This window comes from Plantactinospora sp. KBS50 (assembly GCF_002285795.1).
Taxonomy (GTDB): domain Bacteria; phylum Actinomycetota; class Actinomycetes; order Mycobacteriales; family Micromonosporaceae; genus KBS50.
Map to the genome: position 1 here is coordinate 2,160,416 of NZ_CP022961.1, position 13,861 is coordinate 2,174,276.

Below are 13,861 nucleotides of genomic sequence, written 5' to 3' on the forward strand. Positions count from 1 at the left end.
CGTACCCGTGCCGCCGGGGTCGTACCCGTGGTCACGGTGGTGTTCGTGCCCCCGGTCCCGGCCCGGTCTCGGCCCGGTCCCGGCCTCGGTTCCGGTCACAAGAGTTTGCAAGAAATTTTCATGTGGAGGTTTGACGGCGATAAGCATTGTCGTAACAATGTCTGTCAATATTTATCCACCTGGATGGAGCTGCTCATGACAGCTGTGCTTGGCGAGGTGTCCTGGTTCTGCTGCGGTAACTCCTGGGGGCCGTGCGGCACCGCCGGCCACGGTGCCTGTGGTACCTGCAACTCCGGTAGCTACCAGCACGCCTGGCCCAACACCTCCGACGCCTGCTTCGCGATCACCCGGCCGGACTCCTGCGGGATGGGTCTCAGCCGGCGGACCTGCGGATTCCGGCACTACACGACCAACCGCTGCAACGGCTCGCGGATCGGCACGACGATCGCCGACTGCGGCCCGCAGACCGACCTGTTCTGCGGCGAGACCACCTGCTGCGGATCGGCCTGCGGCAGCAACCGGATCATCGATCTGACCCCGGCCGCGTACAGCGCCATCGCCAGCCTGTCCACGGGGCTGCGGCCCTGCTCGGTCGACATCGTCTGACGGGAGGTCGCGTCATGGACAAGACTCTGGACCGGCGCCGGTTGCTCAGCGCCGCCGTACTCGGTGGCGCCGGCCTGGTCGGCGCCACGGCCCTCGGCTCGCTGGCCCCGGAGGCCGCCTTCGCCGCCGACGCGGTGACCGTCGAGCCCGGTGCGCCGGACCCGAACTTCGCCGAGGGCCGGATCAGCAAGATCTCCGGCGGCATGCTGCTGGTCACCGGTTCGGACGCGGTGCTGCACTCGATCCGGGTCACCGACGGCACGAGCATCTGGAAGCTCCAACCGACCACCTTCGACCGGGTCGCGGTCGGGGACGGGCTGTACGCCCGCGGGGTGCGGCTGCCCGACGGCACCCTCGCCGCCGACTCGCTCTGGGTGAACATCGTGAACGTGCACGCCCACATCTCCTCGGTCGCGCGCAACGTGCTGCACCTGGACCACAAGGGCCAACGGATCGTCGCGCACGTCGTGCCCGGCCAGTCGGCGGCGGTCTACAACGGCACCCCGGCCATCTCCGACCTGTCGATGCTGCGGGTCGGCCGGCACGTCCAGGTGCTCGGCGCCTGGCACCCGGACACCAACGAGATCGACATCGCGACGGTCTACTCGGCCGCGTAGCCGCCGGGGCGGGCGGCCACCGGCGGCCCGCCCCACCGGTTCCTCAAGATCGTCAGGAGGCGATTGGTCATGCTGGAGCTGATCGCGGCCGTGCAGCCGCTGCTCGTCGGTGCGGTGCTGATCTGGTCGGGGTACGTGAAGCTGTTCAGCCGGCGCGCCGCCGCGGCCGCCGGCCGTACGGCACTCGCGCCGCTGCTGGGGCAGGGGCGGGCGGTGCCCGCGTACCGTCTGCTCGGCGGCGTCGAACTCGCCCTGGGCGCGGTGCTGGTGCTGCCGCCCGCGCCGCGCGTCGAGGCGCTGGCCGCCACCGCGCTCGCCGCCGGCTTCCTCGGCTACCTGGGGTACGCCCGCCGCGCCGCACCGACCTCCTCGTGCGGCTGCCTGAGCACCCGGCGTACGCCGATCACCTGGCGCGGCTTCGCGCGGGCCGGCCTGCTGCTGGTCGCCGGCCTGCTGGCCACCGTCGCCGCCCCGGCCACCTGGTCCGCGAGCGCCGCCGCGCACCCGCTGGCGAGCGTCGCCGTGCTGGTGGTCGAGGCCGCGGCGGTGCTCGGGCTGTCCGCGGAACTCGACCGCGCCTGGCTGCTGCCGCTGCGCCGGCTGCGCGCCCGGCTGACCGATCCGCTGCGCGGCGGTTCGGGCGTACCGTTGCTGGCCAGCGTCCAGCAACTGCAACTGAGCCAGGCGTACCGGCAGGTCGCGGCGCTGCTCACCTCGGACGTACGGGATCACTGGGCGGACGGGCAGTGGCGGATCGTCTGCTACGCCGCCCGGTACCAGAGCCGGCCGGCCACCGCGGTCTTCGCCGTCCCGCAGGCGCGGTTCGAGCCGGAGACGGTACGGGTCGCGCTTGTCGACGAGGCGACCGGGGTGAACCTGCTGGCTGTCTAGGGTCTGCCGGGTGCGGCCGGATCACGGTCCGGCCGCACCCCGGCGCCGCCGCCGGACGATGATGGCGGGATGACGACGATGACGGCGTGGCAGGTGTCCGAGCCCGGGCCGCTGTCCGGACACCCGCTGCGCCGCGTCCGGCGGCCGGTGCCCGAGCCGGGCACCGGCGAGCTGCTGGTCGAGGTGGACGCCTGCGCGGTGTGCCGGACCGATCTGCACGTGGTCGCCGGCGACCTGCCGGCGCACCGTTCGCCCGTGGTACCCGGGCACGAGGTGGTCGGTCGGGTGGTCGCCCTCGGCCCCGGGGCCACCGGCTTCGCCCCCGGCGACCGGGTGGGCGTGGCCTGGCTCCGCTGGACCTGCGGGGTGTGCCGGTACTGCCGGCGCGGCGCCGAGAACCTGTGCCCGCGGTCGCGGTACACCGGCTGGGACGCCGACGGCGGGTACGCCGGCTACACCACGGCCCCGGCGCAGTACGTCCACCGGCTGCCGGACGGGTACTCCGACGTGGAGGTCGCCCCGCTGCTGTGCGCGGGCATCATCGGCTACCGCGCGCTGCGCCGGGCGGACCTGCCCGCGGGCGGCCGGCTCGGCATCTACGGCTTCGGCGCCTCGGCGCACCTGACCGCTCAGGTGGCGGTGGCCGAGGGCGCCCGGGTGCACGTGCTGACCCGCTCGGCGCCGGCCCGGGAACTCGCCCTGGCCCTCGGCGCCGCCTCGGCGGCCGGCGCGTACGACACCCCGCCGGAACCGCTGGACGCGGCCGTGCTGTTCGCGCCGGTCGGCGATCTGGTGCCGGTGGCCCTCGCGGCGCTGGACCGGGGCGGCACCCTCGCGGTGGCCGGGATTCATCTGTCCGACGTTCCCGTCCTCAACTACCAGCGGCACCTGTTCCAGGAGCGCACCCTGCGCAGCGTCACCGCCAACACCCGGGCGGACGCCCGGGAGCTGCTGGCCCTCGCGGGGCGGCACCGGCTGCGCGTCAGCACCACGCCGTACCCGCTGGACGCCGCCGCGGACGCGCTGGCCGACCTGGCGGCCGACCGGGTCAACGGCGCCGCCGTGCTGGTCCGCTGAAGCCCGTCCGCTGAAGCCCGTCCGCCGGCACGGCCCGCGAGTGTCTCGCATTTCGCAAGTTGCTGGACACAACTTCACGAATGAATAATGAGAATTGCTTACTTCGATGATCCGTTCATTGCGTCATGGGTGCTCCAAGCTGAATGATGACCGCGAATGTATTGACTTGCCGTAACCGAAGGTGCACCGTAGGTAGCAACAGCGGCGGCAAGGGCGGCGGGGTGGCAATTCGGAACCGGTTCACGTCCGGCTCCGCGATTGACGATGTCTGCCTGTCATGGCAAAGGGGAGCCGGCCATGCAACTCAATCCATTCGCTGGTGCGTATGTCACCGATCCAGGGATCATCTGGCGCCGCCTTCTCGATGACGGGGCCGGCGCGCACTTCGCCGAGGACCTGGGACTTTGGTTGATCAGCAAGTACGAATACGTGCGTCGGGCGCTCGGGGACCCGACGACCTTTGCGAACTCTCTGACGCTTCTGCCCGCGTACAATCCCGCTCCGGAGGCGCTGGCGCTGTTCGCCGAAATCGACGCGCCACCGGTGACGGCGGCGGCCGATCCGCCGACCCATCCGCGGACCCGGCGCGCCCTGCGGGCCACCTTCGCCAACACCGACCGGCGGGTGGAGGCGCAGTACGGCGAGATCGTCCGCCGGCGCGTCGACGAACTCGTCGCGCGGTTGACCGCGCGCCGGGGCGAGCGGGTGGATCTGATCCGTGGGTTCGCCGCCGACCTGCCGTTGCGGGTGGTGCTGGACATCCTGGGCGTACCCGACGAGGACTTCGACCGGATCAAGGCCTGGTCCGACGACCAGATCGCGCTGGTGTGGGGGCAGCCAGGGCCGGCGGACCAGGTCCGGCTGGCGCGGGGGCTGCTGGAGTTCTGGCGGTACTGCCAGGACCTTGTCGACCTGCGCCTGCGGCAGGGGCACCGCGGCGACGACTTCGTCAGCCGGGTGCTCGACTACCGCAACGGCGACGACGAGGTGCTCACCCGGGCCGAGGTCGCGAGCATGGCGTTCAACCTGCTGGTCGCCGGGCACGAGACCACCGCCGGGCTGCTCGCGCACGTGCTGGATCTGGCGCTCGGCGAGCGGGAGCGGTGGCTCGGGCTGGTCGCCGACCCGTCCCGGGCGCCGGCGTTCATTGAGGAGACCCTGCGGCTCACCCCGGCGATCGACGGCTGGCTGCGGTTGACCCTCCAGCCGGTCACCCTCGGTGATGTCACGATTCCGGCCGGCTCCCGGTGCCTGCTGCTGATCGGGGCCGCGAACCGGGATCCCGCCGTCTACCGGGACCCGGAGGCGTTCGATCCGGAGCGTACGGGCCGGGACCACCTTTCGTTTGGTTACGGTCCGCATTTTTGTATCGGAGCGGCGCTGGCCCGATTGGAAGCGGAGGTGGCGCTGCGGCGACTGACCGCTGCCATTCCGGGACTCCGGTTGGCACCGGGATATGTTCGTTCGTACAAACCGAACTTTGCGTTTCGGGCGCATCGCGAACTACCCGCGGTCGTCGATATCGGCGTACCGGCCGGGTCGCGGCCGAGGGCGCAGGAGATCCGGCCGGTCGTCGAGGCCGCCTAGTCGCGGCCGCCTGGCCAGCGGAAATGCCGTCGAAATCGAACGGCCGTGCCCGGTGGTCGGCGAACCGGTCCACCGGATGCGGCCCGGCGGTGATCGGCGGCGGCTGACCGGCTGAGGCCCGCGCGGCCGCATCGCGGCCGGCGGCGACCGGTCGCAGAAAAAAGGGCCGTCTATCCGGGACTTTCATCAGTCGATCAAACATTCTCTGCCCGTACGTCTTCACACCCGAGCTGTCCAGGGATAACAATTGGCCCCGGCCAATGCCCGGCCGTGCCGCCGATCCGATCGGATCATTCGTCGGCGGTAGCGATGATGCCCGGAGGTGAGCGCATGGACGGCGCGTCCCGGTGTGCCGCGGCGGAATCGGCCGCCAGCCGGCAGTTCCGCTGGGAGTTGCGACGGTGGCGGATCCGGCAGGGACTGACCCAGCGGGCCCTCGCCGAGCGCGTCAGGTTCAGCCGCGAGACGGTCGCCGCCGTCGAGTCGGGCCGCCGGTACGGCAGCTGTGAGTTCGCCGTGCGCTGCGACGAGGCGCTGAGCACCGGTGGCCGGTTGGTGGCGCTCTGGCCCCGCGTGGCCGCCGAGCAGCTGGCCGCCGACGGCCGCCGCGGGCCACGCGGCGCCGCCGACGCGCGGTTACCGGACGGCCCGCCGCCGGGCGGCCCGTTGCCGGACAGCCCGCCCCCGGGCGGCTCACCGCCGGACGGGTCGTTGCCGGACGGGTCGTTGCCGGACGGGTCGTTGCCGGACGGGTCGTTGCCCGATCGGTCGCTGCCCGGTCCGTCGTGGCCCGGCGGGACGGCGGACGGCGATCCGGCGCACCCCGCCCGGCCACCGGCGCGACCCGAGACCGGGCCGCAGCCCGCCGGGACCGGCGCGAATCCGGACTCCGCCGCCGCGGCCATCGACGTCGCGGCGGCCATCGACGAACTCCGCGAACTGATCGACCGCATCCTGCGGGACCAGGCGGCCCCGGCGCGGCCCCGACCGCGTACCGCGCTCTCGATACCGGCACCGCGCACCGCCCTCGACGATGCCCGTCCGGCGGTCGTCGGCGGCCGGTGGCCGCCCACCGGGGCGGCCGATCCGGCCGCGCGGTGAGGGGGCGGCATCCGCCGGGTCGCCGAGTCGGGAGACCAGGGTGGTCGCCCAGCGTGATGCCTTGGGTACAGATGCTGGTACTAGCTGTTTGTACCACGCCTAACTCTGGCTCCGGCCTGCCCCGTCGGGCGCAATGGGATTTGCTGACCGCAACAAGCAGATAGAAATTTGCCGATAACTCGTGGGGTGAGTCTTGGCGTCGAACACCAGATCCCACGCGGTCCGGCCCTACTCGCCCCGCCGGCGGGGTTGGAAGATCGCCGCCCGGATGCGTCTCATCGTCGCCGCCCCCCTGGTGGCCGTGATCGGATTCGCCGGTCTGGCGCTCGCCGACAGCGCCCGGCAGACGGTGCGGGCCGGCAACCTGGAGGCCCTGGCCCAGCTCGGTGCCGACGCGGGGAGCCTCGCGTACCGCCTCCAGCGCGAACGGGCCGCCGCGGCCGACCTGCTGACCGCCGATTCGCCGGAACAGCAGGACGTCTTCGCGCGTTCGGTGGGCGACACCGACGGAGCGGTCGCGCGGTACCGGATCGACCGGGGCCGGCTGCCCGCGATACCGGACAGCCTGCGCGCCACGCTGACCCGGATCGACAACGAACTGGCCGGCCTCCAGTCGCTGCGGGCACAGGTCCGCACGGCGGCGCACGCCTCCGTCTCGGCGATGACCTTCAGCTACCGCATCCTGGTGGCCGATCTGCTCGGCTACCGCGAGAGCCTGGCGCAGGGCGTGGTCAACGCCCAGGTGGCCGACGGGATCCGGGCCGCCGCAGCGCTCGCCGACAGCGCCGAGGCGATCGGTCTGCAGCAGGTCGCGGTGCTGCGGGCGGTGGCCGCCGGGCAGCTCACCGCGGCCATGCAGCAGGACATCACGGCCGCCCGCGCGAACTTCACCGACGCCAGCCGGTCCTTCCTGGACCTGGCCCGGCCCGGTTGGGCCGCGTGGTGGGAGCGGGCCGGCAGCGGCGAGGAGGCCCTCGCCCTGCAACGCCTCCAGGACCAGGTGTCCCGGGCCCAGCCCGGCAACCGGATGCAGGTCGACACGGCCGCCTGGATCGCGGCCACCCAGGACTGGTCCGCCCGGCTGTTCGAGGTGCAGCAGCGCGTCGACACCGCCGTACTGGACGCGGTACGCGCCGACCGGGACGCCCAGCGGCACCGGGCGCTCGCCGAGGCCGCCGGCGTGGTGCTGGCGCTGCTGCTGACCATCCTGGTCACCTGGCTGGTGGCCCGGCAGATCACCCGGCGCCTGCACCGGCTGCGGGACGCGGCCAACAGCGTGGCCTTCGACCAGCTGCCGGCGACGGTGGCCAACCTGCGCAGCGCCGGAAGCGCGGGGGTCGACCCGGAGGAACTGGCCAAACGCTCCGCCACCCCGATCGACCCGTCCAGCGAGGACGAGATCGGCGAGGTGGGGCAGGCGTTCACCGCGGTGCACCGGGCCGCGGTGCGCACCGCGGCCGAGCAGGCGGTGATGCGGGCCAACACGGCGGACATCTTCGTCCACCTGAGCCGCCGCGAGCAGCGCCTGGTGGACGCCGTCCTCGCCCAGGTCGACCTCGTCGAGCGGGACGAGACGGACCCGGAACGGCTCCAGCAGCTGTACCGGCTGGACAACCTCGCCACCAGGATGGGCCGGATCAACTCCAGCCTGCTGGTGCTGGGCGGCGCCGGGGTCGGCCGGGTACGGCACGACAACGTGCCGCTGCAGAAGGTGCTCCAGGCGGCGCTCTCCCAGATCGAGCAGTACCCGCGGATCCGGCTCGGCGTGGTCGACGGCGACGTGGCGGTGGTGGCGGAGAAGGTCGACGAGGTCGTGCACCTGCTGGCCGAGCTGATGGACAACGCCACCGCGTACTCGCCGCCCGAGACGGAGTCCTGGGTGACCGCCCGCAGCCTGGGCGACCGGGTGATCATCCAGGTCAGCGACGAGGGCGTCGGGCTGTCCGCGCGACGGATCGACCAGCTCAACGAGTTGCTGAGCAATCCGCCGGACACCGACGTGGCCGCGGTCCGCGCGATGGGCCTGGTGGTGGTCGGGCAGCTCGCGGCCCGGCTCGGCGTCAGCGTGCAACTGCGCCCCGGGCCGCGGCTGGGCACGATCGCCGAGGTGGCGTTGCCGGCGACGCTGATCCGCTCGCTGCCCCCGGAGGAGTACGCGATCGCTCCGGGCCGCCTGGCCGAGCGGCCCGGCCGGGTCGCCGAGCGGCCGAGCCGGGTGATGGAGCGGCCGATCCGCCCCGGCGACCGGCCCGGTGACCGCGCCGGCGACCGGTCCGGCCGCCCGGCGCTCGGATCCGGCCCGCCCACCCGCCGGAGCGCCGGCGCCGGCCCGCCCGGCACCGGACCCGCCAACCCGGCGTCCGCGCCCGGGATCCCGCGCGCAGGGCATCCCGAGCACCGGCCGCCCCGCGTCGCCCCGGTGTTCCGGCCCGCCGGCACCGCCTCGGCCAACGGCGGCGCCGACGATCCGACGGAGGAACTGGTGATCTTCCAACAGGTCAACAACTGGTTCCGGGCGGACCGGATCCGGGGCGGCACCGACGGCGGCTGGGCCACCCCGGCCGACTCCGGCTGGCAGGTGGCCTCGGCGGCGACCAACCCGCAGGTGGTCGACACCACCGCCTCCGGCCTGCCGCGCCGGCAACCCCAGCGGTACCTCGTGCCGGGGGCGATCGACCTGCCCCCGCAGAACCAGCCGGAGCACCGCGACCCGACGCAGGTGGCCAACGCGATGGCCGCCTACGCCCGCGGTGTGACGACCCGCCGGCCCACGCCGGCGACCATGCCCGCAACCAGCGACGCGACAGGGAGCACCAGGTGACCAACCATCACGATCTCGGCTGGATGCTGGACAACTTCGCCGACCGGGTCCCGGAGGTCAGCCACGCGGTCGCCATCTCCAGCGACGGGCTGATGGTCGCGGCGACCCGCAGCCTGCCGGCCGACCGGGCCGACCAGCTCGCCGCCACCGGCAGCGGGCTGGTGAGCCTGCTGCGCGGCGCCGCGAACTTCTTCGAGGCGGGCGCCGTGATCTCCAACGTGACGCAGCTTGAGGGCGGATTCATGTTCTCGATGGCGTTCAACGACGGCGCGTCCCTGCTGGTGCTCGCGGCACCCACCTGCGACGTCGGGAAGGTCTCCTACGAGATGGCCGAGCTGGCGAACCAGATCGGCGACGTGCTGACCCCGGCGGCCCGGGCCGCGATGGCGCACGGCCGCTGATCCCGGCACCCGCGCACCACCCGTGCGTCGCGCGGCGCCCATCGGCCCCGGCGGCGACCACCCCTGCGTACGACGTTCGACCACCGCTTCCCTCATCTCCTGGAGACGACATGTCAGCAACACACCGCCAGCGTCGCCGCGTGCTCACCGCGGCGCTGGTCGCCCTCGGCCTCACCGTCAGCGCCTGCGCCGACAAGGCCGGGGACAGCTCCGCGGAAACACTGAAGATCGGCCTGCTGGCGTCGCTGTCCGGGACGTACCAGGCGGTGGGCACCGACATCCGCGACGGGTTCCAGCTCTACCTGTCCACCCACGACAACAAGCTGGGCGGACACCCGGTGCAGCTGGTGATCGCCGACGAGGGCAACGGGGCGCCGACCGCCGTTCCCGCCGCCACCAAGCTGCTCAAGCAGGACAAGGTGGTGGCGCTCACCGGCATCGTCGGCGGCGGCTCGGCGGCCGCCGTGATCCCGCTGGCCGAGCAGGCCAAGGTGCCGCTGCTGGGCTCCAACGCCCGGCCCGAGCTGAAGGACGTCACCTGGGTCTGGCACACGTCCTACCTGTCCGAGGAGCCGGGCGCCGCGATCGCCCCGCACATCAAGGACACCGTCAAGGGCCCGGTGTACGCGATCGGCCCGGACTACCAGGGCGGCTGGGACGAGCTGAAGGGCTTCACCGACGAGTACACCAAGATCGGCGGCACGCTGGCGAACCCCGACGGCAAGACCCGGTGGACGCCGTTCCCCGCGACCACCAACTTCACGCCGTACTTCGCCCAGATCAAGGCCTCCGGGGCGGCGGCCGTCTACACCTTCTACGCCGGCTCGGCCGCCGTGGACTTCGTGAAGCAGTACGCGCAGTCCGAGATCAAGGACGTGCCGCTGTACGCGGCGGGCTTCCTCACCGAGGGCGGGGTGCTGAACGCGCAGGGACCGGCCGCCCAGGACATCTTCTCGGTGCTCAACTACTCGCCCGACCTGGACAACGCCGAGAACCGCTCGTTCGTCGCGGCCTGGAAGGCCAACCACGACGGCTCGCCCACCACGTACGCGATGGCCTCCTACGACGCCGCCGCGGTGCTGGACCGGGCGATCGACGCGGCCGGCGACAAGCCGACCTCCGAGGCGATCAACGCGGCCATCGCCGGCCTCGGCCAGATCAACAGCCCGCGCGGCACCTGGCAGTTCTCCAAGACCACCCACTCGCCGGTGCAGAAGTGGTACCTCCGGCAGGTCCGCCAGGACGGGCGGGCGCTGTCCAACACGGTCGTCGGTGATCTCGCGACCGTCGGGCAGTGATGTCCCAGTTCGCCGCCGGCCAGCTCGACGCGTACGTCGTCCCGGCGGTGGACGGGGTGGCGTACGGCCTGCTCATGTTCGTGGCCGCGGCCGGGCTGGTGTTCTGCTTCGGGGTGGCGGACATCCTCAACCTCGCGCACGGGACGCTGTTCGCCATCGGCGGGTACACCGCCGCCGCGCTGATGGACGGCGGCTGGGCCGGGCTGGCGCTCGCGGTCGTCGTCGGCGGGCTGGCCGCGGCGGGCGCGGGCGGGGTGATCGCCGGCCTGCTGGCCCCGGTGGCCGGGCGCAACCACCTCACCCAGGCGCTGCTCACCTTCGGCGCCGCGCTGGCCGGCGGAAGCCTGCTGGTCAGCGCGTTCGGCCCGAACGAACTGCCGATCCAGGTCCCGGCGGCACTCGACCGGGGGGTGTCGCTGATCGGGCACCGCTACGCCGCGTACCGCCTGCTGTTCATCGTGGTCGCCGGGCTGATCGCGGTGCTGCTCTCGGTGGCGGTGGCCCGCACCCGGGCCGGAATGCTGGTGCGGGCCGCGGTCGACGACGCCGAGATGGTCGCCTGCCTGGGGGTCAACCCGTCCCGGGTCCGCCTCGGCGTGCTGGCCGTGGCCGGCGGGCTGGCCGGGGTGGCCGGCGTGCTGGGCGCGCCGATCATCGGACCGGGACCGGGCACCGCCGCCACCGTGCTGCTGCTCTCACTGGTGATCGTCGTGCTCGGCGGCATCGGATCGGTCGGCGGCACCCTGCTCGCCGCGCTCGCGGTGGGCGAGATCCAGACCCTCGGGGTGGCGCTGCTGCCGTCCTCGGTCGCACCCTTCCTGCTGTTCGCCGCCATGGCCGCCACGCTGGCCATCCGGTCCCGGGCACCGGCGTGGCGCCGGGGGCCGCGGTGAGGTCGCGGCTGCTCCGCCGGGCCGCCGGGGTCGTCGTCGCGGCGACCGCGCTGGCGGTGCCGTGGGCGGCCGACGACTACAGCATCTCGCTGCTGGCCCGGACCCTGGTGCTGGGCCTGGTGGGGATGAGCGTCGCGCTGCTCACCGGGGTGGCCGGGCTGCCCACGCTCGGCCAGACCGGACCGTACGCCGCCGCCGCCTACACCTGCGCGCTGCTGGCCGGGCACGGGCAGCAGGTGGGTGTGCTGCTGGTGGTCACCGGCGCGGCGGTGGGCGCGCTGTTCGGCCTGCTCACGGTCCCGCTCGTGGTGCACGCCCGGGGCGTGGTGGTGCTGATGATCACCTTGGCGATCGGCGAACTCGTCGGTACCGCGGCGAGCCGCTGGCGCTCGGTCACCGGCGGCACCGACGGACTGGCCGCGCTCGCCCCGGCCCGTCCGGTGTGGGGCGCGGCGCTGCTGGAGACCGACCGGGCGCGCTACCTCTACACCCTCGCCGTGGTGGCGGTGGTGCTGCTGGCCGTGGTGGCGCTGCTGCGCACGCCGGCCGGGGCGGTGCTGCGCGCCGGCCGGGACGACGAGCGCCGGCTGCGGGCCAGCGGCCACCCGGTGCCGGTCTACCTGGGCGCGGCGTACGTGCTGGCCGGGGCCGTCGCCGGGGTGGCCGGCTCGCTGCTGGTCACCGTGCAGCAGTACGTCTCGCCGGCCGACTTCGACTTCGACACCTCGGCGCTGCTGCTGCTCGGCGTGGTCATCGGCGGCGCCGCCTCGATGACCGGCGCACTGGTCGGCGCGGCGCTGGTGATCGCCTCCCGCGACTGGCTGGCCGGCGTGCTGCCCGGCTACACGCCGCTGGTCCTGGGCGCCGCGTTCGTCGCCACCGCGTACCTGTTCCCGAACGGCTTCGGCGGGCCGAACCCGGCGCTGCGCCGGTACCTGGCGGCGCTCCGCGGGCGCCGGCCGGGCCCTACCCGCACCACCGGCGGCGCCGCCGGGCAGGAGGCGGGCACGTGACCGAACTCCTCGCCGCCGAGGGCGTGTCCCACCGGTACGGATCGCTGACCGTCGTCGACGACGTCGACCTGCGGATCGCGGCAGGTCAACGGCACGCGCTGATCGGACCCAACGGCGCCGGCAAGAGCACCCTGCTGGACCTGATCGGCGGCGCGCTGCGGCCGGACCGGGGCCGCATCAGCTTCGCCGGCCGGGACGTCACCCGGACCGGACCGGCCCGCCGCGCCCGGCTTGGCATCGGCCGGATCCACCAGCGACCCGCGGTCTGGCCCACCCTCACCGCCCTGGACAACGTCGCGGTGGCGGCGCTGCCGCACGCCGGGCGCCGCGCCGGGTGGCCGGGCCGGTACGACCGGCACGTCCGCCGGCCCGCCGCCGACCTGCTGGACCGGCTCGGGCTGGCCGAGCACGCCGCCCGGCCGGCCGGGCACCTGTCGCACGGGCAGCGCCGGCAACTGGAGATCGCCATGGCGCTGGCCGGCCGGCCCCGCCTGCTGCTGCTCGACGAGCCGGCCGCCGGGCTGTCGGCCGGCGACACCGAACGGCTCGTCGAACTCGTCGCCGCGCTGCCCCGCACGGTCGCGGTGCTGCTGGTGGAGCACCGGCTGGACCTCGTGTACAGCCTGACCGACGTGGTCACGGTGCTGCGCGACGGCCGGATCCTGGCCTCCGGGCCGCCCGCCGAGATCCGCACCGCCCCGGCGCTGCACCAGGCATTCGGTACGGGGGTGCGCGATGCTCACGGTTGACCGGCTGGTCGCCGGCTACGCGGGCGGCATCGCGCTGCACGAGGTCAGCCTGACGGTGGCCACCGGCACCGTGCAGGCGGTGGTCGGCCGCAACGGTGCGGGCAAGAGCACCCTCGTGCACGCGATCGCCGGGCTGCTGCCGCCGTACTCGGGCCGGATCGACCTCGACGGCGCGCAACTGGCGGGTCTGCCCGCGCACCGCGCGGCCCGGGCCGGGATCGGGCTGGTGCCGCAGGGCCGGCGGGTCTTCCCGCGGCTGACCGTCACCGAGCACCTGACCCTGGCCGCCTCCTCGGCGCGCGGGCGGCGGCGGGGCAGCGGCGGCTGGACCGTGCCCCGGGTGCTGGACCTGCTGCCCCGGCTCGCCGAACGCGGCCGGCACCGCGGCGACCAGCTCTCCGGCGGGGAACAGCAGATGCTGGCCATCGCCCGCGCCCTGCTCACCCAGCCCCGGGTGCTGCTGCTGGACGAGCCGTGCGAAGGGCTGGCGCCGGGGCTGGCGGCCCGGATCCGCGAGCTGGTCGCCGAACTGGCCGGTACCGGCCTGACCGTGCTGCTCGTGGAGCAGCAACTGCACCACGCCGTACAGGTGGCCGACCGGGTGGCCGTACTGGAGTACGGCCGGCTGGTCTACGACCACCCGGCCGCCGAGGTCCGGGTGGACCTCGCGCCCGTCGAGGCGATGTTGAGCCTCGGCACCGACCGGCCGGAGGCCGGCGGAGATCCCACAAGCGACGGGTCGAGCCCCGCCGCGGCGGCCGGTGCGGGGGCCGAACATCCCGCGCGCCCCTTTCCCAGGAGGTAGCC

13 protein-coding genes are annotated in these 13,861 nt (G+C 73.9%); all 13 read left to right on the forward strand.

Annotation, left to right across the window (positions count from 1 at the left end):
• The first annotated feature begins 195 nt into the window (after positions 1 to 195).
• The 13 genes from CIK06_RS09580 to CIK06_RS09640 all read left to right on the forward strand — a co-directional run bounded on the left by CIK06_RS09580 (position 196) and on the right by CIK06_RS09640 (position 13,859).
• On the forward strand, positions 196 to 606 hold the full coding sequence (locus CIK06_RS09580; RefSeq protein ID WP_095567690.1) for a hypothetical protein: 411 nt from the start codon (positions 196 to 198) through the stop codon (positions 604 to 606).
• Between the two features lie 14 nt (positions 607 to 620).
• Positions 621 to 1,223, forward strand: a complete 603-nt coding sequence (locus tag CIK06_RS09585; protein ID WP_095564535.1) for a cell wall protein — start codon at positions 621 to 623, stop codon at positions 1,221 to 1,223.
• A gap of 69 nt (positions 1,224 to 1,292) precedes the next feature.
• Positions 1,293 to 2,114, forward strand: coding sequence for a MauE/DoxX family redox-associated membrane protein (locus CIK06_RS09590; RefSeq protein ID WP_198348167.1), 822 nt, complete (start codon positions 1,293 to 1,295; stop codon positions 2,112 to 2,114).
• A gap of 69 nt (positions 2,115 to 2,183) precedes the next feature.
• A complete protein-coding gene (locus tag CIK06_RS09595) occupies positions 2,184 to 3,191 on the forward strand; it encodes a zinc-binding alcohol dehydrogenase family protein (protein ID WP_198348168.1) in 1,008 nt (335 codons plus the stop codon).
• A 297-nt stretch (positions 3,192 to 3,488) separates the two neighbouring features.
• Positions 3,489 to 4,778 carry a cytochrome P450 gene (locus CIK06_RS09600; RefSeq protein ID WP_095564536.1) on the forward strand — a complete coding sequence of 430 codons (1,290 nt, stop codon included), beginning with the start codon at positions 3,489 to 3,491 and terminating at the stop codon, positions 4,776 to 4,778.
• A 330-nt stretch (positions 4,779 to 5,108) separates the two neighbouring features.
• A complete protein-coding gene (locus CIK06_RS09605; protein ID WP_198348169.1) occupies positions 5,109 to 5,879 on the forward strand; it encodes a helix-turn-helix transcriptional regulator in 771 nt (256 codons plus the stop codon).
• A 268-nt stretch (positions 5,880 to 6,147) separates the two neighbouring features.
• Positions 6,148 to 8,700: a nitrate- and nitrite sensing domain-containing protein gene (locus CIK06_RS09610; protein ID WP_157756685.1), complete on the forward strand. Its 2,553-nt coding sequence runs from the start codon at positions 6,148 to 6,150 to the stop codon at positions 8,698 to 8,700.
• Positions 8,697 to 9,101, forward strand: coding sequence for a roadblock/LC7 domain-containing protein (locus CIK06_RS09615; RefSeq protein ID WP_095564539.1), 405 nt, complete (start codon positions 8,697 to 8,699; stop codon positions 9,099 to 9,101). The genes CIK06_RS09610 and CIK06_RS09615 overlap by 4 nt, the downstream gene beginning before the upstream one ends.
• Before the next feature lie 110 nt (positions 9,102 to 9,211).
• Complete coding sequence (locus tag CIK06_RS09620) at positions 9,212 to 10,399, forward strand: ABC transporter substrate-binding protein (protein ID WP_095564540.1); 1,188 nt, start codon at positions 9,212 to 9,214, stop codon at positions 10,397 to 10,399.
• On the forward strand, positions 10,399 to 11,292 hold the full coding sequence (locus CIK06_RS09625) for a branched-chain amino acid ABC transporter permease (RefSeq protein WP_095564541.1): 894 nt from the start codon (positions 10,399 to 10,401) through the stop codon (positions 11,290 to 11,292). The genes CIK06_RS09620 and CIK06_RS09625 overlap by 1 nt, the downstream gene beginning before the upstream one ends.
• The gene (locus tag CIK06_RS09630) at positions 11,289 to 12,305 is read left to right on the forward strand and encodes a branched-chain amino acid ABC transporter permease (RefSeq protein ID WP_157756686.1); all 1,017 of its coding nucleotides are present in this window, start codon (positions 11,289 to 11,291) and stop codon (positions 12,303 to 12,305) included. The genes CIK06_RS09625 and CIK06_RS09630 overlap by 4 nt, the downstream gene beginning before the upstream one ends.
• A complete protein-coding gene (locus tag CIK06_RS09635; protein ID WP_095564543.1) occupies positions 12,302 to 13,054 on the forward strand; it encodes an ABC transporter ATP-binding protein in 753 nt (250 codons plus the stop codon). Before CIK06_RS09630 ends, CIK06_RS09635 begins: the two co-directional genes overlap by 4 nt.
• A complete protein-coding gene (locus CIK06_RS09640) occupies positions 13,041 to 13,859 on the forward strand; it encodes an ABC transporter ATP-binding protein (RefSeq protein WP_095564544.1) in 819 nt (272 codons plus the stop codon). Before CIK06_RS09635 ends, CIK06_RS09640 begins: the two co-directional genes overlap by 14 nt.
• Positions 13,860 to 13,861 lie beyond the last annotated feature (2 nt).